We start from the raw sequence: 19,634 nt of genomic DNA, 5'->3' as shown, positions 1-19,634 counted from the left end.
ATCTTTATAAAGGTTTTGCAGAATCTAAGCAGCGCTTATGTTCTACGTGATACGCAAATTCATCCATGTAATGTTTCAACATGCCACGTACCGGCATTGCTGCTGCATCACCTAAAGCGCAAATCGTACGACCTTGAATATTGGCAGCTACGTCATTGAGCAAATCCAAGTCCTCTGGACGCCCTTCACCATGTTCAATGCGATGAACAATGCGCCATAACCAACCAGTACCTTCACGACATGGGGTGCATTGACCACAAGATTCTTCGTGATAGAAATAGGACAAACGCTCTAAGGCGCGGACCATACAACGGGTCTCGTTCATCACAATCACAGCGCCAGATCCCAACATAGATCCTGCTTTTGCAATGCTGTCGTAATCCATAGTCAGATCCATCATCTGCACACCAGGAACAACTGGCGCAGAAGATCCTCCAGGAATTACAGCCTTCAAAGCTTTGCCATCACGCATACCGCCAGCAAGCTTTAAGAGCTCTGCAAATGGGGTTCCCAACGGAATTTCATAGTTGCCTGGATGAACTACGTCACCCGATACCGAGAATATTTTGGTTCCACCATTATTGGGTTTTCCAAGTTCCAAATAGGCCGGACCGCCGATGGCCAAAATGAATGGCACAGCGGCAAATGTTTCGGTGTTATTAATGGTTGTAGGTTTGCCATACAAGCCAAAACTTGCAGGGAATGGTGGCTTAAAGCGTGGCTGCCCTTTTTTACCTTCTAGAGATTCAAGCAAGGCTGTCTCTTCACCGCAAATATAAGCACCCCAACCTGGCGATGCATGCAACTGGAAGGAGAAATCGCTTCCTAGTATTTTGTCACCAAGGTATCCAGCAGCACGCGCCTCTTCAAGCGCCTCTTCGAAGCGAGAATACACATCCCAGATTTCACCGTGGATGTAGTTGTAACCAACTGTAATACCCATTGTATAGGCGCCAATGATCATGCCTTCGATCAAAGCGTGTGGGTTATAGCGCATGATGTCACGGTCTTTAAAAGTACCGGGCTCACCTTCATCGCTATTGCAAACTAAATATTTTTGTCCCGGGAATTGGCGGGGCATAAAGCTCCACTTCAAACCTGTTGGGAAGCCTGCGCCTCCGCGACCACGTAATGAAGAAGCTTTTAATTCGGCAATGATGGCATCAGGAGATACTTTGTCGTTAATTAAACGACGTAATTGTTGATAGCCCCCACGGCTTTCGTAATCATTTAAACGCCAGTTATCTCCATTTAATCCAGCGAGGATTAAAGGCTTGATATGGCGATCGTGCAAGCTGGTCATGCTACTTTCCCTTCTGCACGCAAATCACTCAATAAAGCATCGATCTTTTCTTTACTCATAAAACTGCACATGCGCTTGTCATTCACCAACATCACTGGCGAATCACCACAGGCACCCATGCACTCACCCTCTTTCAAGGTAAAAGTACCGCATGGAGTAGTTTCGTTGTAGCCAATACCTAAAGTCTCTTTGAGGTATGTTGCTGCAGTTTCACCATGGGTTAATTGGCATGGCAAATTAGTGCAAATTACCAATTTGTATTTACCAATTTTCTTTGTGTTGTACATGTTGTAGAAAGTTGCGACTTCATCAACAGCAATGCTTGGCATTTCTAAAATCTGGGCAACCGTTTCAATCACTTCAGGAGAAACCCAGCCCACCTCAGTTTGAGCGGCAATCAAACAAGCCATCACAGCGGATTGCTTATGCTCAGCAGGATACTTAGCGATATTGCGATGAATATCAGCTAGTGTTTTATCGGATAGTTGCAGAGTCGTAGTCATTAAATATTCCTTGGCACGCCTTATTAGCGGTCAATCTCCCCGAACACAATATCTTGGGTACCAATAATCGTTACCGCATCAGCTAACATGTGGCCACGTGACATCTCGTCCATTGCCGACAAGTGCACAAATCCTGGCGCACGAATCTTCATGCGATAGGGTTTATTCGCACCATCAGAAATTAAGTAAATACCAAATTCACCTTTAGGATGCTCAACGGCTGAGTAAGCCTCGCCATCTGGAACGTGAATGCCTTCAGTAAATAATTTGAAATGGTGAATCAACTCTTCCATATTGGTTTTCATATCCACGCGCTTTGGTGGGGAAACCTTATGGTTGTCGCTCATCACAGGACCTGGATTAGCCTTTAACCAAGCTACGCACTGTTTGATGATGCGATTAGATTGACGCATTTCTTCCATGCGCACTAAATAACGATCATAAGAATCGCCATTCACACCCACAGGAATATCAAAATCTAAACGGTCATAGACTTCATATGGTTGCTTCTTACGTAAATCCCATTCGATACCTGAACCACGTAGCATCGGACCGGTGAATCCGAGCTGCAATGCACGCTCTGGAGTCACAATACCGATATTCACCAATCGTTGCTTCCAAATACGGTTATCAGTTAAGAGGTTGCAGTACTCATCCACATTGGCATCAAAGCCATTGGTAAATTGCTCAATGAAGTCCAATAATGTGCCGCTACGGTTTTCATTCAAACGCTTAATGGCAGATGTACTGCGAATCTTGTTCTTGGTGTACTGAGCCATTTGATCAGGCAGGTCACGATAAACGCCACCTGGACGATAGTAAGCGGCATGCATACGTGCACCAGATACCGCCTCATACATATCAAAGATATCTTCGCGATCACGGAAAGCGTACAAGAAGACAGCCATTGCACCAACGTCCAGACCATGACAACCAATCCAAAGCAAGTGATTGAGCAAACGAGTGAGCTCGTCATACATCACGCGGATATATTGAGCACGCAACGGAACATCAACTTGCAGTAATTTTTCAATGGCCATGACATAGGCATGCTCATTGGACATCATGGAAACGTAATCTAAACGATCCATGTAAGGAACGTTTTGAATCCAAGTACGTGTTTCAGCTAATTTTTCTGTCGCGCGATGCAATAAACCGATATGCGGGTCAGCGCGTTGAATCACTTCACCATCGAGTTCAAGCACTAGACGTAATACGCCATGCGCTGCAGGATGCTGAGGACCAAAATTGAGGGTGTAGTTCTTAATTTGTGCCATGACTTAAACCGGACCTCCGTACTGCTCTTCACGAACAATGCGTGGAGTAATTTCGCGAGCCTCAATCGTGACCGGTTGATAGACAACGCGCTTCAACTCTGGGTCATAGCGCATTTCCACATTACCGCTGATTGGGAAATCTTTTCTAAATGGATGACCAATAAAGCCATAGTCAGTCAGAATGCGACGCAAGTCTTCGTGACCGTCAAATAGAATGCCGTAGAGATCGAAAGCTTCACGCTCAAACCAATTGGCTGCAGCCCAAACTGGTGTAATTGAGGCTACTAATGGGTAACTATCATCGGGCGCAAAAACACGAACACGTAAACGCCAGTTGTGTTGCAAAGAAAGTAGATGACTTACAACGCCAAAGCGCAGACCGCTCCATGCTCCATCACGAAAATCTTGATAGTCAACACCACACAGATCAATCAATTGCTCAAAAGCAAGTGAAGGATCATCACGTAACAACATGGCAGATTCAAAATAAGTGTCCGCATTAACAACTACAGTCACCTCACCTAATGCAATCTCAATGGATTTAGCGCGCTTACCTAAAACTTTTTCTAAGTTGGCTGCTAATTGAATTAAACGATCTGACATAACTTAAGCCTTCCGCGCAATCGTGCTCGTGCGAGCAATCTTGGACTGTAGCTGAATAATTCCGTAGATCAGCGCCTCTGCAGTTGGAGGGCATCCTGGAACATAAATATCGACTGGCACAATGCGGTCGCAACCGCGTACTACTGAATAAGAGTTATGGTAATAACCACCGCCATTGGCGCAGGAACCCATAGAGATTACCCAACGCGGTTCTGGCATTTGGTCGTAAACCTTGCGCAATGCAGGGGCCATCTTGTTACATAAAGTACCTGCAACAATCATCAAATCGGATTGACGTGGAGATGGGCGGAATACAACGCCAAATCGATCCAAGTCATAACGGGAGGCACCCGCATGCATCATCTCTACAGCACAACAAGCCAGACCGAAGGTCATAGGCCATAGGGAGCCATTACGCGTCCAGTTAATTAACTGATCCGCAGTGGTGGTGACAAAACCTTCTTTAAGTACGCCTTCTAATGCCATATCTATCACTCCCAGTCGAGAGCGCCCTTTTTCCAGATATATACAAATCCCACAATGAATTCCAATAAGAAAATCACCATAGAGGCGTAGCCAAGCCATCCAATGTCACGTAGAGCTACACCCCATGGGAATAGGAATGCAGTTTCTAAGTCAAAAAGGATGAAGAGAATGGCGATTAAGTAGTAACGCACGTCAAACTTCATACGCGCATCTTCGAAAGCTTCAAAACCGCACTCATAGGGAGAGAGCTTTTCAGCGTCAGGCTTCGAAGGAGCCAAGATTTTTCCGAGGAACATGGGGACCAATCCCACCCCAATACCTACGAGGATAAAAAGCAGAACAGGAAAGTAATTAGCGAGATTCAAAATAGCCCTGATTCGTTTGTCTGGTAATACTTAAAAACAACAAATTATTACTTATTCCACTACATAAGATATTGATTTAGAGCAAAAAATGCTCATCAATACCCTTTTTTGGTGCCGACGGCGAGACTCGAACTCGCACAGCCTAAGCCACTACCCCCTCAAGATAGCGTGTCTACCAATTTCACCACGTCGGCATCTTGAAAACTCATCAATTCTACTGCATTGCACAAGTGCACTAACCCAAATTCTGGGCTAGAAAATCTGTAAAAGCCTACTGTTTTACTTAGGAACTGCTGGTTTACTTGGGTCCTGTGTTGGGGCTACTGGAGCGGCTGGCGTTGCTGCCGGTGCTACAGTTCCCGAGAGGACCCCAGGACTTACTTCCTTCTTATTGCCAATCCAAGTAATTCCTAAAGTACAAAGGAAGAAAACTGCTGCAAAAACAGCCGTTGTGTGAGACAAGAAATTAGCGGATCCGCTAGCACCAAAGAGGCTGCCAGAAGAGCCTGAGCCAAAGGCTGCACCCATATCGGCACCCTTACCTTGCTGTAATAGCACCAATAGAATGACAGCCAAAGCTGAAATTACCTGCAATACGATCAATAAAGTCTTAAACCATTCCACAGCTTATCTCCAAATAAAAAATCTATGCCTGACAAATAGCTAGAAAGTCTTGGGGATTCAAGGATGCCCCCCCAACCAATCCACCATCTATATCTGGCATGGCAAATAATTCAACAGCATTGTCAGGCTTGACACTGCCGCCGTACAAAATTCCAACGTGAGATGCAACATCTTCATTAAATTCAGCCAATTGCAGACGAATAGCACGATGCATATCTTGTGCAACTTGGGCGCTGGCAACTTTACCCGTACCGATCGCCCATACTGGTTCATAAGCAATTAGGCAGTCAGCAAGACGATCTTGTAAAACACCCGCCTGCTTTGCAACTTGAGCACAAACAATCTCTTCCGCCCTGCCCGAATTTCTTTCATCAGCAGTCTCACCCACACAAATTACTGGAGTCATGCCATTGTCCAACACCTCGAGGGCTTTAGCAGCAACAGCCTCATCAACCTCTTGGTGCATTTGACGGCGCTCAGAGTGCCCAACGATGACATAAGTACAACCAAGTTCTTTGAGCATTGAGGCCGCAACCTCACCGGTATAAGCGCCTGAACTATGGGCTGATGCGTCTTGTGCACCTAGATTCAAAAAAGCCAATGAATACTCTTTAATCAACTGTGCACATTGGGATAAATACGGAAATGGCGGGCAAACCGCATATTTACGTCCTGATGGCATTCCACTCTCCATGCCACGAGCAACGGTCTTGATCCAATCTTGATTACTTGCAAGACTGCCATTCATTTTCCAATTGCCGATAACGATGAGTGGTCGCATAGGGGTAATGAATATTTCTAAACAGTTAAAACAATTTTGCCAACGTGCTCGGATGACTCCATCAATGCATGAGCATCTGCCGCTTGATCTAGCATAAACGTTTTATAAATGACTGGCTTTAGTTTGCCAGCATTGAGCAAAGGCCAAACATTCTCAAAAAGCTGTTTGGTAATTTGCTTCTTAAATGAAACTGGGCGTGGACGTAAGGTTGAGCCAGTAATCGTTAAGCGACGGCGCAGAATCTGATTGGTACTCACTTCTGCTTTTGATCCACCTTGAATGGCAATAATCACAATGCGACCATCATCAGCGAGACAGTCAATTTCTTTTTGTACATAAGCGCCAGTCACCATATCAAGAATGACGTTAACGCCTTTGCCATCAGTTGCCTTCTTCACTTCTTCTACAAAATCTTGTGTCTTGTAATTGATGGCGAGATCAGCACCTAATGCTACACATGCGGCACATTTTTCATCCGTACCAGCAGTTACAAATACTTTATGGCCTAAGGCTTTGGCGATCAGGATTGCAGTCACGCCGATACCACTGGAGCCACCTTGAACCAATAAAGTTTCGCCTTCGGCCAATTGACCCCGCATGAAGACGTTGCTCCATACGGTATAAAACGTTTCAGGCAAGGCTGCAGCTTCTTGGTCAGAAAACCCCTTAGGGTAAGGTAAGCACTGGGCTACAGGCGCAGTACACAAATCAGCGTAACCACCACCTTGAACGAGTGCACAAACCTTATCACCCAGCTTTAAGCCAAATACATTGTCAGGATGAGATAAATCACCGCCGACGATTTCACCGGCAACTTCAAGACCGGGAATATCAGATGCGCCAGCTGGAACCGGGTAATGCCCCTTACGTTGCAAAACGTCAGGTCGATTAATTCCAGCAGCAAGAACTTTGATCAAAATTTCGCCGGTCCCAGCAGCAGGAGCTGCTGGATCGGGTCGAGTAGTTGGCACCAGCATTTCTGGGGTGCCAAATTCTTTAATTTCAATAACGCGCATAAATACTCCCGCTGATTATTACTTAAGCAGTTTCGTCGGATGCAGGAGCTGCCTCAACAGCAACTTCAGCAGCGCCAGCTAAAGGAGCGATCGTGCCACCTTCATCAGCCATCGCAGCTTTCAATGACAAACGTAAACGACCACGCTCATCAGCGGCAAGCAGTTTCACGCGAACCACTTGGCCTTCTGCCAAATAATCTTTAACTTCTTTTACACGCTCATTAGAAATCTCAGAGATGTGCAAGAGACCATCTTTACCAGGAAGAATATTGACCAAAGCGCCGAATTCGAGCAACTTCACAACTGGGCCTTCGTAGATCTTGCCTACTTCAGCTTCAGCGGTGATACCTTCGATACGCGCTTTAGCTTCAGCCATACCTTCAGCGGAAGTAGAAGCAATGGTTACAGTACCGTCATCTTTGATGTCGATGCTGCAGCCAGTTTCTTTAGTCAAGGCTTGAATTGTTGCGCCGCCTTTGCCGATTACTTCACGAATCTTGTCTGGATGGATCTTGAAAGAAACCATACGTGGAGCATGAGCTGACAATTCTGTACGAACTGAACTCATTGCTTCTTGCATTTTGCTCAAGATGTGCAAACGACCTTCTTTTGCTTGTGCCAAAGCCACTTGCATAATTTCTTTAGTAATACCTTGAACTTTAATATCCATCTGGAGTGCAGTAATACCGTTAGCAGTACCCGCTACTTTAAAATCCATGTCGCCCAAGTGATCTTCGTCACCCAAGATGTCTGTCAATACAGCAAAACGATTGCCGTCAAGAATCAAACCCATTGCTACGCCAGCAACGTGTGCTTTAACTGGAACACCAGCATCCATCATCGCCAAACAGCCGCCGCAAACAGAAGCCATTGAAGATGAACCATTGGACTCAGTAATCTCTGAAACCACGCGGATGCTGTATGCAAAATCTTCAGCACTTGGCAATACTGGAATCAATGCGCGCTTAGCTAAACGGCCGTGACCAATTTCACGACGCTTTGGGCTACCTACACGACCTGTTTCACCAGTAGCGAATGGAGGCATGTTGTAGTGGAACATGAAACGATCACGGTACTCACCTTCAAGCGCATCAATGATTTGCTCGTCACGTGCAGTACCTAAAGTAGCTACAACGAGTGCCTGTGTTTCACCGCGAGTAAACAATGCAGAGCCGTGTGTACGCGGCAATACGCCATTGCGAATTTCAATCGGACGCACAGTACGTGTGTCACGACCATCAATACGTGGCTCGCCGTTCAAAATCTGGCTACGAACAATCTTCGCCTCAATTTCAAACAAGATGTCGTTAACGGCTACCGCGTCAACATCACCCTCTTCTTGTAACTTAGCAACCACTTCTTTAGTAATTTCTTTGAGCTTGTCTGAACGAGCCCCTTTTTGACGAATCTGATAAGCCTCGCGCAATGGCGCTTCAGCCAAAGCAGTAACCTTGGCGATAAATGGCTCATCTTTAGGAGCAGCAGCCCAATCCCACTCTGGCTTGCCAGCTTCAGAAACCAATTCGTTGATAGCGTTAATTGCAATCTGCATTTGGTCGTGACCATATACAACTGCACCCAACATGACTTCTTCAGAAAGCTGGTTAGCTTCAGACTCAACCATCAATACAGCGGCTTGTGTACCAGCAACGATCAAGTCGAGCTCGCTAGTAGCTTGCTCAGCACGAGTTGGGTTCAAGAGGTATTGACCATTAGCGTAACCAACACGTGCAGCGCCAACTGGACCAGCAAATGGGATGCCTGAAATAGCCAATGCTGCAGAAGCAGCGATCAAAGCAGGAATATCAGAAGGAACATCAGGGTTGATAGACAACACGTGAACCACTACTTGAACTTCGTTCAAGAAGCCTTCTGGGAAAAGTGGGCGCAATGGACGATCGATCAAGCGGGAGATCAATGTCTCACCCTCTGATGGACGACCTTCACGACGGAAGAAGCCGCCGGGAATCTTACCTGCTGCGTATGTTTTTTCTAGATAGTCAACAGTCAACGGGAAAAATGACTGGCCAGGCTTTGCAGACTTAGAGGCAACTACTGTGCCCATAACTACTGTGTCATCGACGTTAACAATAACGGCACCACCGGACTGACGAGCAATCTCGCCTGTTTCCATAGTTACTTGATGATTGCCCCATTGAAAACTTTTTACTGCTTTTTTAAACATTGTCATTCTGATCTTCTCCAAATTGTTCACGCAAAACTCACATGAGAGTTGCGCTTGTCGTGGGATAAAGCAGTGTCACGACAACACTGGAGCGATTTAAGATCACAAGGGATGCCATTCCAGGGAGGCTCTGAATCAACTATCAGAAGCTCATTGGAATGACACAATCCCATACACAAATAATCTTGAAGCGCCCAAAAAACATGCCATCTGCTTAAGACTGGATCCGCAAAGAAACAATCCTAAGATAGATGGCATTGCATACCGATAAGAATTACTTACGGAGACCTAATTTCTCAATCAATGCGCGATAGCGATCCAAATCTTTGCCTTTGAGGTAATCCAAGAGGCGACGGCGACGTGAAACCATCTTCAACAAACCACGACGGCTGTGATGATCTTTAGCGTTAGCCTTGAAATGGGGGGTTAATTCATTGATGCGGGCTGTGAGCAATGAAACTTGAACTTCAGGGCTACCCGTATCGTTTGCGCTGCGCGCGTTGTCTTTGACGATTTCCGCCGTTTTAATATCAGCAACTGCCATTTTTAATACTCCTTACTTGCGAACACTTGAGCTTTCACCCAATCCGTGTCGTGCGATTAACAAAATAAAACAAAAAAGCTTTATAAATCAAAGCCATCGAATTGTAGCAGACTGCGCCCCAAAAGAGCGAGTAAGACACTAGATATTGGTATGCTATTGATATAAATAACACAGCAATTTATTAAATTATCTATATTAATCAATAACTTACAAATAATGAATCCAATTTTCCGCTCATTAGCAACCCTCTTTACCCTCTGTTTCTGCCTAAACAGTGCTGTTTTGGCGCAATTTTCAAACCCATTTGGAACAGATAAAACAGTGGCCCAGCAACGCCAAGAAATCCTCAAAAAGAATGATGACATTTTGAGACACCTATATAAAGCACAACCCAAATCCAAAGAGCTCGTAGATAAATCCGTAGGTTATGCGACCTTTAGCAACTTTGGCATGAAAATTCTGATTGCGGGAGGTGGAACTGGTAGCGGCGTTGTGATTAACAAAGCAAACAAGAAGCCCGTCTACATGAATATGGCTGAAGTTCAGGCTGGCTTGGGTTTTGGCATCAAATCCTTTCAGAATATTTTTGTATTTGAAACCGAAGCGGCGATGAACGACTTTATTAACTCAGGCTGGACTTTTGGTGGCCAGGTAAGCGCTGCTGCGAAATACGAAAAAGATGGTGGTGCATACCAGGATGCCACTGTGGTTGCTCCAGGAGTTTTAATGTACCAATTGACAGACTCTGGCCTTGCCGCTGAAATCACCGGCAAAGGCACCAAGTACTATAAGAACACTGACTTAAATCAGTAAATCTCTTTACAGATGACTCAACGATTAAGGAGTCATCTGTGCATTGAGCTTAGCCTGGCTCGGATCATGCAATTTATTCAAAGCAGATAAATAAGCCTTTGCAGAAGCGGCAATGATGTCTGGATCGGTACCTACACCATTCACAATGCGACCCCCTTTTGCCAAGCGCACAGTAACCTCACCCTGGGACTGCGTACCCGAAGTAATGGCATTGACTGAATAGAGCAACTGCTCTGCCCCACTCTTTGCAATTTCTTCAATTGCATTCAAACTCGCATCTACTGGACCATTACCTTCTGCTTCAGAGCTAATCTCTTTATCCCCCATGCGAAATGTCACACGAGATTTAGGTCGCTCACCAGTCTCAGAATGCTGACTTAAGGAAATAAATCTATAGTGCTCACCCTCTTCTGCAGCAGCAGAATCAGACATAATGGCAATGATATCTTCATCAAATATCTCAGACTTTTGGTCAGCCAATGCTTTAAATCTGGCGAAGGCTTCATTCAAATCAGCCTCAGCTTCAACAGCTATTCCCAATTCTTGCAAGCGCTGCTTAAAGGCATTTCGGCCAGATAACTTACCCAAAACAATCTTATTAGCAGACCAACCCACATCTTCTGCGCGCATGATTTCATAGGTGTCGCGGTTCTTCAAAATACCGTCTTGATGAATGCCTGAAGTATGTGCAAAGGCATTGGCACCAACAACCGCCTTGTTAGGCTGGACCACAAAGCCGGTGATTTGAGATACCAATTTAGATGCTGGAACAATTTGCGTTGCATCAATTCCGCACACCATATCAAAGTAGTCCTTACGAGTGCGCAAAGCCATCACAATTTCCTCTAAAGCAGTATTACCTGCACGCTCGCCTAAGCCGTTAATCGTGCACTCAATTTGACGTGCTCCACCAATCTTTACACCCGCCAAGGAATTGGCAACCGCCATTCCCAAGTCGTTATGACAATGCACTGACCAAACGGCCTTATCAGAGTTAGGTACGCGGGTTCGCAAGGTTTTAATGAATTCACCATACAACTCAGGGGTTGCATAACCGACAGTGTCTGGAATGTTGATAGTAGATGCACCTTCGTTAATAACCGCCTCAACCACTCTGCACAAGAAATCCATTTCTGAGCGGTAACCATCTTCAGCAGAAAACTCAATGTCTGACGCTAAGTTACGCGCAAAACGAATGGAGCGTTTAGCTTGCTCCAAAACTTCTTCTGGAGACATGCGTAATTTCACGGCCATATGCAATGGACTTGTTGCCAAAAACGCATGAATTCGTTTTGCGTTTGCTGCTTGTAATGCATCAGCAGCTCGTGTGATGTCCTTGTCGTTAGCCCTAGCCAACGAACAAACAATAGAGTCCTTTACGGCAGCTGCAACCGCAGATATTGCCTGGAAGTCACCCTCCGAGCTAGCAGCGAAGCCTGCCTCGATCACATCTACTTTAAGACGCTCTAACTGACGCGCAATGCGTACTTTTTCGTCTTTAGTCATGGATGCGCCCGGTGATTGCTCACCATCACGCAAGGTGGTATCAAATATGATTACTTTGTCGCTCATCACTACTCTCCGGTTTTAAATACCTCTGAACTTCTTCAGATAACTCAATCTCATAAAACAAAAACCCCAGCAATTAGCTGGGGCTGGTATGTGGTGGTTAATGAATCTGCTTTATCTCATTAACTCAGGCCTTACCCGCCCCAAGCTTTAGGCTTAGTGCTAGCAGAAGGAGGCCAGTTACAGGTGAGAAATTCATCAACATGGAAATAATATACCCCAAAAATAGGGAATTAGCTAAAACGTTTACCGCTGAGACGCTCCCAAGCCCAAATTACATAGCCAGAGATGGAGTACACCACGAATAAACCAAACAGCGTTAAAGGCGGATTTGAGGAAATCAAAACAAAGGTCAAGATCATTAAAACCATCACGCCAAATGGCACGCGGTAACGAATATCCAAGGCCTTACCACTATAAAAACGGGCATTTGAAACCATGGTAAGTCCTGCATAAACAGCTATAAAGAAGGTAATCCAAGGAATTGCAGTATCTCGAACTGGAATCTTATTGTCATCAGCCAACCAAATAAAGCCAGCCATTAGTGCACCTGCAGCGGGACTTGGCAGGCCTTGAAAAAACTTCTTATCCACTACGCCAGTATTCACATTAAATCGCGCTAAACGCAAGGCAGCGCCAGCACAATATGTGAATGCCGCTAACCACCCCCACTTACCTAAATCTTTTAAAGCCCACTCATAAGCGACCAATGCAGGCGCAACCCCAAAGGAGACCATGTCAGCGAGAGAATCATACTGCTCACCAAAAGCGCTTTGAGTGTTGGTCATACGGGCCACACGGCCATCCATGCCATCCAATACCATTGAAGCAAAGATAGCGATTGCCGCAATCTCAAACTGGTGGTTCATTGCGTTCACAATGGCATAGAAGCCGCAAAACAAAGCTGCGGTTGTAAAGGCATTTGGAAGAAGGTAGATACCCTTGCTGCGTAAGCGGGGCTTTTGAGGATGTAACTCCTCTACTTCGTAATCAATACCATCACCTAAGTCTTCAGCCCATTGATCTTCTGAAGAAGTAACACGTCTTTGAGAGAGACGGCTTCGGTCAATACGACCACGACGGCGAAATGTAGTCAAAGAATATCCCAGTGAATAATATTTCGAATCAATCCAAACCAGGCAAACGAGCCAAGGCTGTATTTGTAGCAAATACTTTATCACCAACGCTGACTAATGGTTCAGCAGTTAGGGGTAAATACACATCAACACGTGATCCAAAACGAATAAATCCATAGCGCTCACCTGCCTTGAGGCGATCGCCAACATGAATGTAGCAAAGAATACGGCGCGCAATTAAACCAGCAACCTGGACCAAAGTGACTACTTGGCCATTAGCATCGATAACAACGGCATTTCGCTCGTTCTCGGTAGATGCCTTATCCAAATCTGCATTCACAAATTTACCTGGGAAGTATTGAATCTCCTTAACCAAGCCATTTACCGCGCTACGATTAGAGTGCACGTTGAATACGTTCATGAATACGCTGATTTTGAGCGCTTCACGACCAGCATAAGGATCATTGGTTTTTTCAACAACAACAATGCGGCCATCAGCTGGAGATAAAACAAGATCACGACCTAAAGCAGGGATACGCTGTGGGTCACGAAAGAACTGCAGAACAAAGAAAAAAATGATCCAAAGAGGCCATGACCAAGCTATGCCACCTAAATAGTGAACCAGCAAAGTCACTGCCCCCACTAACGCTAAGTACAGCCAACCTTCTTTCGCAATAATGGGGTGTGGATACATCATCTTTGTTCTGAGCCTTTTATTGAACTGCTATTAGTAGATGCTTAGCTTTTAGCTTAGTTCTTAGTCTGGTCAACTAACTTGTTCTTAGCAATCCAAGGCATCATAGCGCGCAATTTAGCACCAACAACTTCGATGTCATGTTCAGCATTCAAACGACGACGAGAAATCAGAGTAGGCGCACCTGCTTTGTTTTCCAAGATAAAGCTCTTAGCATACTCACCAGTCTGAATATCTTTCAAGCACTGACGCATTGCATTCTTAGTGTCTTCAGTCACAACGCGTGGGCCCGTAACGTACTCACCATACTCAGCGTTGTTAGAGATGGAATAGTTCATATTGGCAATACCACCTTCGTAGATCAAGTCAACAATCAACTTGAGCTCATGCAAGCACTCGAAGTAAGCCATTTCAGGAGCGTAACCAGCTTCAACCAAAGTCTCAAAACCGGCTTTGATCAATTCAACCGCGCCGCCACAAAGGACAGCCTGCTCACCGAACAAGTCAGTTTCAGTTTCTTCACGGAAATTGGTTTCGATAATGCCAGCACGTCCGCCGCCGTTTGCAGTGGCATACGACAACGCAACATCGCGAGCAGAGCCAGACTTATCTTGGTATACAGCGATCAAATGAGGAACACCGCCACCTTGAGCGTATGTGCCACGAACTGTATGGCCAGGAGCTTTAGGAGCAATCATAATTACGTCCAAGTCAGCGCGTGGCTGAACTTGACCGTAGTGAACGTTAAAGCCATGAGCGAAAGCCAATGCAGCGCCCTGCTTAATGTTGCCATGAACTTCTTTGCTGTAAACATCAGCAATTTGCTCATCAGGCAAGAGCATCATGACTACGTCAGCATCTTTAACCGCTTCACCAACTTCTTTTACTGTCAAACCAGCGTTTGCAGCCTTGCTCCAGGAAGCACCATCTTTACGCAAACCAACAGTAACGTTACAGCCGGAATCTTTTAGATTCAATGCGTGTGCGTGACCTTGTGAACCATAACCAATGATGGTGACTTTCTTGCCCTTAATGAGGGACAAATCAGCGTCTTTATCGTAAAAAACTTTCATGCTCTTTCCTTGTATTGAAAATGTAATTAATGCAGTAATCAGTTAATAAAATTAAACCTTGAGAATACGTTCGCCACGACCAATTCCAGAGCCGCCCGAACGGACAGTCTCCAGAATCGATGCACGATCGATCGAATCAATAAAGGCATCCAACTTGGCACCATCACCTGTTAACTCGATGGTGTAACTCTTATCGGTCACATCAATGATGCGACCGCGGAAGATATCAGTAGTACGTTTGAGCTCTTCGCGTTCTTTACCTACCGCGCGCACCTTAATCATCATGAGCTCGCGCTCAATATGAGGGCCTTCGCTTAAATCAAATACTTTTACCACCTCAACCAAGCGGTTTAAGTGCTTAGTAATTTGCTCAATGACATCGTCCGAACCAAAAGTGACGATAGTCATGCGAGATAAAGATGGATCTTCAGTAGGTGCAACACTCAAAGTGTCAATGTTGTAACCGCGCGCAGAAAACAAACCCACGACACGCGATAAGGCGCCCGGCTCGTTCTCAATGAGTACAGAAATAATGTGTCGCATTACAGGTCCTCGCTACCCAAAAGCATTTCAGTAATACCCTTGCCTGCTTGGACCATAGGCCAAACGTTTTCTTCTGGGTCGGTCTGGAAATCCATAAACACCGTACGATCTTTTAAGCGAATCGCTTCTTTGAGCGCGCCCTCAACATCGGATTTTTTCTCGATACGCATGCCAACGTGACCATAGGCCTCTGCCAGCTTCACAAAGTCAGGCAAAGAATCCATATATGAGCTGGAATAACGTTTGTTATACGTTAGCTCTTGCCACTGGCGAACCATACCTAGGTAACGGTTGTTTAAGGACACGATCTTCACGGGAGTGTTGTATTGCTTGCAGGTAGAGAGCTCCTGAATACACATCTGAATAGAGCCTTCACCAGTGATGGCAAATACATCCTTATCCGGAAATGCTTTCTTGATACCCATGGCATAAGGCAAACCTACGCCCATGGTACCCAGACCACCCGAATTGATCCAACGACGTGGCTGATCAAACTTATAGAACTGAGCTGCCCACATTTGATGCTGACCTACGTCAGACGTGATGAATGCATCACCACCAGTGAGCTCCCACAGCTTTTGAACCACATACTGTGGCTTCACAATTTGTGAGGCTTCGTCGTACTTCAAGCAATCTTTTTTACGCCACTCATTAATCTGATCCCACCAAGCAGCAACTTTGTCGCCATTCTTACGTGGACCAGCAGCTTTCAATTGGGCAGTCATCTCTACCAATACTTCTTTGAGATTGCCAACAATAGGAACGTCTACCTTCACACGCTTTGAAATCACAGAAGGATCAATGTCAATATGAATGATCTTGCGTGGATGACTTGCAAAGTGTGATGTATTACCAATCACGCGGTCATCAAAACGAGCGCCAATCGCAATCAACACGTCACTGTGTTGCATCGCCATATTGGCTTCGTAAGTGCCGTGCATACCGAGCATGCCCACGAACTGGGGGCTAGTACCCGGAAATCCACCCAAACCCATCAGGGTATTGGTGACGGGATAGCCCAGTAAATCGGCAAATTCTTTAAGTTCTGGAGCAGCATCTGACAGAATCACGCCACCACCGGTATAGATGTATGGACGCTCCGCCTCTTGAAGCAAAGCTACTGCCTTGCGAATTTGGCCACTGTGACCCTTCACAACTGGATTGTACGAACGCATCTCCAGCGTTTCTGGATAAACGAATGGACCTTTGGCTGCGGATACGTCCTTAGGAATATCAATCAATACAGGACCAGGGCGACCTGTCTGCGCAATATGGAAGGCCTTCTTCAGAACCAATGGAAGATCTTTAACATCTTTCACAAGGAAATTGTGCTTCACTACTGGGCGAGTGATACCAACGGTATCAGCTTCTTGGAAAGCATCTTCACCAATCGCGTACGTTGGCACGTTACCGCTGATGATCACCATCGGGATCGAATCTGTATAGGCGGTTGCAATTCCGGTCACCGCATTGGTAACACCAGGACCAGAGGTAACTAGTGCAACGCCAACCTTACCGGTTGCGCGCGCATAACCATCGGCAGCATGAACTGCTGCTTGCTCATGGCGAACCAAAATGTGTTCGAACTTATCTTGTTTAAAAATTTCATCGTAGATAAAGAGAACCGATCCGCCTGGGTAACCCCAGACAAATTCAACACCCTCTTTATGCAGTGCATGCACGAGCATTTCAGCACCAATCATTTCTGGAGGCGCTTCTACGAGATTTGTATTTACTGTGTCTTTGTTAGCTTTAGTAGCTAAAAATTCGGCGCTGCTTGTATTCATTTTCTTTCGTCCTTTGCAATTTTCGGCAAAAAATTGTTTGGTCTGTTCTATCCCTTGCTTTTGGCCTGAGTTCGAACGGCGCTGCTACCGGAAAAAACCACTTCTTGAATGAGATTCTAGGTAGTAAGCCCTATATTCTATAGCAATCCCCTAAAATGACTCAATTCTTACAGATTCAGGTCTAATCCATTGCATGGCATCAGCCCAAGAACTATCCGACTTTCTCAGCAGTGTTGAGCAGCGTGCTTTTAAGCAGGCGGTTTACGCCGTGCGTGACGACGATGCTGCGATGGATATTGTGCAAGATGCCATGATCAAATTAGCGGAGAAATACGGCGATCGACCAGCAGGAGAACTTCCGCTGGTATTCACCAGAATTCTGCAAAATCGCATTCATGATTGGTTTAGAAGGCAAAAGGTCAGAAATACCTGGGTCACCTTGTTTTCCAATATGGGCAAAAAGACCGATGAAAGCGATGATTTCGACCCCTTGGAATCACTTTCAGCACCTGATGACAGTGAAATTCACCAAGATGGGGCTCAAAAGCTTGAAAAAAGTCAGCTTTTACAGGCTCTTGAGTCAGAAATATCTAAATTGCCTGTACGTCAACGAGAAGCCTTCCTGATGCGTTATTGGGATGAGCTAAGCATTACTGAGACGGCCAAAGCAATGAGTTGTAGTGAAGGAAGCGTCAAAACGCACTGTTCTAGAGCCACCCAGACATTAGCTAAAGCATTGAAATTAAAAGGAATTACGCTGTGAAACACTTTGATGACCAATTTACCCAGACCCAAGTCGACCAATTTGGCCAGGCAAGCGCTGCCCTGCTTCGTCAAGGTACTCAGAGCATTCCCAAGCATCTGAAAGATCGCCTATATGCAGCACGTATGAAGGCCCTTTCAGTTAGAAAACCTGAAAAAGTACGCATTCAGAAGCAAGTATTTGCTGGTTCATCGCGTAATTGGACCTCTGGATCTAATAGCCTCTGGGATAGTGTTGGTTGGATTGCTCCGCTAGTAGTCCTCGTCTTTGGCCTGATTGGCATTGCCCAATGGCAAGATGATTCTCGTATTAATGACATCGCCGAAGTGGATGCCGCTCTTTTGTCTGATGATGTGCCTCCTGATGCATATGCAGACAGTGGATTTATGGCCTTCCTCAAAAACGGCCCTCTCTCCGAATCTGATAGCCAATCCGACTTAGTACGCAGCAAATAATCTTGACTCGTTTGATGTCTATGAGAACTAGAACAGGTCAAGTTTGTGGCGCTGCCCTATTGGCATTTTTCTGCGCCGCCCAGGTGAGCCCAGCTCTAGCGCAAGGAGCGCCTAGCGCTCCACATGGAAAGGCTGCCGCTATTCCTGAAAAGAAACCTGATGGTACTTGGGATGGTTTAAAGCCAGCACAACAGAAAATTCTTGCACCGCTAGAAAGCGACTGGGATTACATGCTGCCTGATAGTCGCAAAAAATGGATTCAGGTAGCTAACATCTACCCTAAGATGAGCGCACAAGATCAAGAGCGACTTCAGTCTCGCATGACAAGCTGGTCAAATCTTTCGCAGAAGGATCGTCGCATTGCCCGCGAAAACTACCTCACCAGCCTAAAATTTCCTGCAGAGAAAAAAGCGGAGGCATGGTATGCCTACCAAAAGCTGAGTGATGAGCAAAAGAAGAAGTTGGCTGAATCTGAACTCAAGAAAAAGCCCACTGCTGCTAATGCCCCAACACTACAGCAACATCCTATTTCACCTAAGGCCGCTCTCCCCGCCGCCGTCATTGCTCCGAGCGCACCCGCGCCAGCAGAAGGTGCTGGATCCAATGCAGAAGCCGGCTCTCCTTATTAAGCGGTCGCATGACACCTGCTGAATTAGATGCATTACCCTCACCTCAATTTTGGCGACGAGCGTCTTGCTGTCTCTATGAACAGCTCGTATTGCTTGGTGTCATTGCCTTTACTTTTCTAGTCCCTAATCTTGGCTTAGGGATGCTATTAGGTATCTCATTACCCAGCTGGCTGACATTTATATATCTCTACGCTGTGCTGGGGATTTATTTTGTTTGGTACTGGACTAAATCTGGTCAAACTCTCGCCATGCAAACATGGCGGGTTCGCCTTGTTGGACGCGGCGGTTTCAATCTCACTAAACGACAAGCCTTTTGGCGCTATGTCTATGGATCGCTCTGGCTTATTCCTTGCGTTCTTTTGCAATGGGCTTTTCATTTAGAGAAATGGCAGATCATTGAAATGCTATTTACCGTAGCTTTGTTAATTTGGCCACTCAGCATTTATTTAGATCGTCAGAGTTTTCTTTATCGCCAAAGCCTTCCAGACCGATTAGCTGGAACACGCTTGGTTGAGCTACCCAAAAACCTCGTTACCCTGACTTAA

At 45.7% G+C, this 19,634-nt stretch carries 22 protein-coding genes and 1 tRNA gene; 5 read left to right on the top strand and 18 right to left on the bottom strand.

From position 1 onward, the window contains the following. Window positions 1-4: 4 nt before the first annotated feature. The 12 genes from nuoF to rpsO all read right to left on the bottom strand — a co-directional run bounded on the left by nuoF (window position 5) and on the right by rpsO (window position 9,687). On the bottom strand, window positions 5-1,303 hold the full coding sequence (gene nuoF, locus ICN44_RS10140) for an NADH-quinone oxidoreductase subunit NuoF (RefSeq protein ID WP_216263845.1): 1,299 nt from the start codon (window positions 1,301-1,303) through the stop codon (window positions 5-7). Next, the gene (nuoE, locus tag ICN44_RS10135; RefSeq protein WP_216191678.1) at window positions 1,300-1,806 is read right to left on the bottom strand and encodes an NADH-quinone oxidoreductase subunit NuoE; all 507 of its coding nucleotides are present in this window, start codon (window positions 1,804-1,806) and stop codon (window positions 1,300-1,302) included. Before nuoE ends, nuoF begins: the two co-directional genes overlap by 4 nt. A gap of 23 nt (window positions 1,807-1,829) precedes the next feature. Further along, window positions 1,830-3,083, bottom strand: a complete 1,254-nt coding sequence (locus tag ICN44_RS10130; RefSeq protein ID WP_216153393.1) for an NADH-quinone oxidoreductase subunit D — start codon at window positions 3,081-3,083, stop codon at window positions 1,830-1,832. A gap of 3 nt (window positions 3,084-3,086) precedes the next feature. Continuing rightward, the gene (locus tag ICN44_RS10125; protein WP_215356890.1) at window positions 3,087-3,686 is read right to left on the bottom strand and encodes an NADH-quinone oxidoreductase subunit C; all 600 of its coding nucleotides are present in this window, start codon (window positions 3,684-3,686) and stop codon (window positions 3,087-3,089) included. A gap of 3 nt (window positions 3,687-3,689) precedes the next feature. Beyond that, complete coding sequence (locus ICN44_RS10120) at window positions 3,690-4,172, bottom strand: NADH-quinone oxidoreductase subunit B family protein (protein ID WP_011902891.1); 483 nt, start codon at window positions 4,170-4,172, stop codon at window positions 3,690-3,692. Window positions 4,173-4,177: 5 nt separating this feature from the next. Then, window positions 4,178-4,537 carry an NADH-quinone oxidoreductase subunit A gene (locus tag ICN44_RS10115; protein WP_012357790.1) on the bottom strand — a complete coding sequence of 120 codons (360 nt, stop codon included), beginning with the start codon at window positions 4,535-4,537 and terminating at the stop codon, window positions 4,178-4,180. A gap of 109 nt (window positions 4,538-4,646) precedes the next feature. Beyond that, a tRNA-Leu gene (locus tag ICN44_RS10110) sits at window positions 4,647-4,731 on the bottom strand. An 85-nt stretch (window positions 4,732-4,816) separates the two neighbouring features. Further along, window positions 4,817-5,161, bottom strand: coding sequence for a preprotein translocase subunit SecG (secG, locus tag ICN44_RS10105; protein ID WP_215319874.1), 345 nt, complete (start codon window positions 5,159-5,161; stop codon window positions 4,817-4,819). Between the two features lie 22 nt (window positions 5,162-5,183). Then, on the bottom strand, window positions 5,184-5,942 hold the full coding sequence (gene tpiA / locus ICN44_RS10100) for a triose-phosphate isomerase (RefSeq protein WP_216263844.1): 759 nt from the start codon (window positions 5,940-5,942) through the stop codon (window positions 5,184-5,186). A 17-nt stretch (window positions 5,943-5,959) separates the two neighbouring features. Next, entirely contained in the window at window positions 5,960-6,958 is a 999-nt protein-coding gene (locus tag ICN44_RS10095) for an NAD(P)H-quinone oxidoreductase (RefSeq protein ID WP_216263842.1), read from the bottom strand. A gap of 22 nt (window positions 6,959-6,980) precedes the next feature. Beyond that, window positions 6,981-9,149, bottom strand: a complete 2,169-nt coding sequence (gene pnp, locus ICN44_RS10090; RefSeq protein WP_216263841.1) for a polyribonucleotide nucleotidyltransferase — start codon at window positions 9,147-9,149, stop codon at window positions 6,981-6,983. Between the two features lie 268 nt (window positions 9,150-9,417). Beyond that, window positions 9,418-9,687 (bottom strand): 30S ribosomal protein S15, encoded by a 270-nt coding sequence (gene rpsO, locus ICN44_RS10085; RefSeq protein ID WP_011902897.1) that lies wholly within the window; start codon window positions 9,685-9,687, stop codon window positions 9,418-9,420. Window positions 9,688-9,903: 216 nt separating this feature from the next. Between rpsO and ICN44_RS10080 the strand changes: the two genes are divergently transcribed. Beyond that, window positions 9,904-10,500, top strand: coding sequence for a YSC84-related protein (locus ICN44_RS10080; protein WP_216263839.1), 597 nt, complete (start codon window positions 9,904-9,906; stop codon window positions 10,498-10,500). A gap of 24 nt (window positions 10,501-10,524) precedes the next feature. Here ICN44_RS10080 and ICN44_RS10075 read toward each other — a convergent pair whose 3' ends face one another. The 6 genes from ICN44_RS10075 to ICN44_RS10050 all read right to left on the bottom strand — a co-directional run bounded on the left by ICN44_RS10075 (window position 10,525) and on the right by ICN44_RS10050 (window position 17,242). Beyond that, on the bottom strand, window positions 10,525-12,072 hold the full coding sequence (locus tag ICN44_RS10075) for a 2-isopropylmalate synthase (RefSeq protein WP_216263838.1): 1,548 nt from the start codon (window positions 12,070-12,072) through the stop codon (window positions 10,525-10,527). A 230-nt stretch (window positions 12,073-12,302) separates the two neighbouring features. Next, window positions 12,303-13,166 carry a CDP-diacylglycerol--serine O-phosphatidyltransferase gene (gene pssA, locus ICN44_RS10070; protein ID WP_216263837.1) on the bottom strand — a complete coding sequence of 288 codons (864 nt, stop codon included), beginning with the start codon at window positions 13,164-13,166 and terminating at the stop codon, window positions 12,303-12,305. 28 nt (window positions 13,167-13,194) lie between these two features. Beyond that, on the bottom strand, window positions 13,195-13,842 hold the full coding sequence (locus ICN44_RS10065; protein ID WP_216263836.1) for a phosphatidylserine decarboxylase: 648 nt from the start codon (window positions 13,840-13,842) through the stop codon (window positions 13,195-13,197). Window positions 13,843-13,895: 53 nt separating this feature from the next. After that, on the bottom strand, window positions 13,896-14,912 hold the full coding sequence (gene ilvC / locus ICN44_RS10060) for a ketol-acid reductoisomerase (protein WP_046329933.1): 1,017 nt from the start codon (window positions 14,910-14,912) through the stop codon (window positions 13,896-13,898). A gap of 51 nt (window positions 14,913-14,963) precedes the next feature. Beyond that, the gene (gene ilvN / locus ICN44_RS10055) at window positions 14,964-15,455 is read right to left on the bottom strand and encodes an acetolactate synthase small subunit (protein WP_011902903.1); all 492 of its coding nucleotides are present in this window, start codon (window positions 15,453-15,455) and stop codon (window positions 14,964-14,966) included. Continuing rightward, window positions 15,455-17,242, bottom strand: a complete 1,788-nt coding sequence (locus tag ICN44_RS10050) for an acetolactate synthase 3 catalytic subunit (protein WP_216263835.1) — start codon at window positions 17,240-17,242, stop codon at window positions 15,455-15,457. The genes ilvN and ICN44_RS10050 overlap by 1 nt, the downstream gene beginning before the upstream one ends. Window positions 17,243-17,435: 193 nt before the next feature. Here ICN44_RS10050 and ICN44_RS10045 point away from each other — a divergent pair, with 193 nt between their 5' ends. Genes ICN44_RS10045 through ICN44_RS10030 form a run of 4 tightly spaced genes read left to right on the top strand, consistent with a single transcriptional unit; the run spans window position 17,436 to window position 19,634 of the window. Further along, window positions 17,436-18,005 carry an RNA polymerase sigma factor gene (locus ICN44_RS10045; RefSeq protein WP_072582501.1) on the top strand — a complete coding sequence of 190 codons (570 nt, stop codon included), beginning with the start codon at window positions 17,436-17,438 and terminating at the stop codon, window positions 18,003-18,005. Next, a complete protein-coding gene (locus ICN44_RS10040; protein WP_215356914.1) occupies window positions 18,002-18,460 on the top strand; it encodes a DUF3619 family protein in 459 nt (152 codons plus the stop codon). Before ICN44_RS10045 ends, ICN44_RS10040 begins: the two co-directional genes overlap by 4 nt. 14 nt (window positions 18,461-18,474) lie before the next feature. Beyond that, window positions 18,475-19,089 (top strand): DUF3106 domain-containing protein, encoded by a 615-nt coding sequence (locus tag ICN44_RS10035; RefSeq protein ID WP_216263834.1) that lies wholly within the window; start codon window positions 18,475-18,477, stop codon window positions 19,087-19,089. An 8-nt stretch (window positions 19,090-19,097) separates the two neighbouring features. After that, window positions 19,098-19,634, top strand: a complete 537-nt coding sequence (locus ICN44_RS10030) for an RDD family protein (RefSeq protein WP_216263833.1) — start codon at window positions 19,098-19,100, stop codon at window positions 19,632-19,634.

Origin of the sequence: Polynucleobacter sp. JS-Fieb-80-E5 (assembly GCF_018882015.1) — a bacterium.
GTDB lineage: Bacteria > Pseudomonadota > Gammaproteobacteria > Burkholderiales > Burkholderiaceae > Polynucleobacter.
The sequence above is the reverse complement of the archived record's forward strand: the minus strand, read 5'-3'. Positions and strand labels throughout refer to the sequence as shown.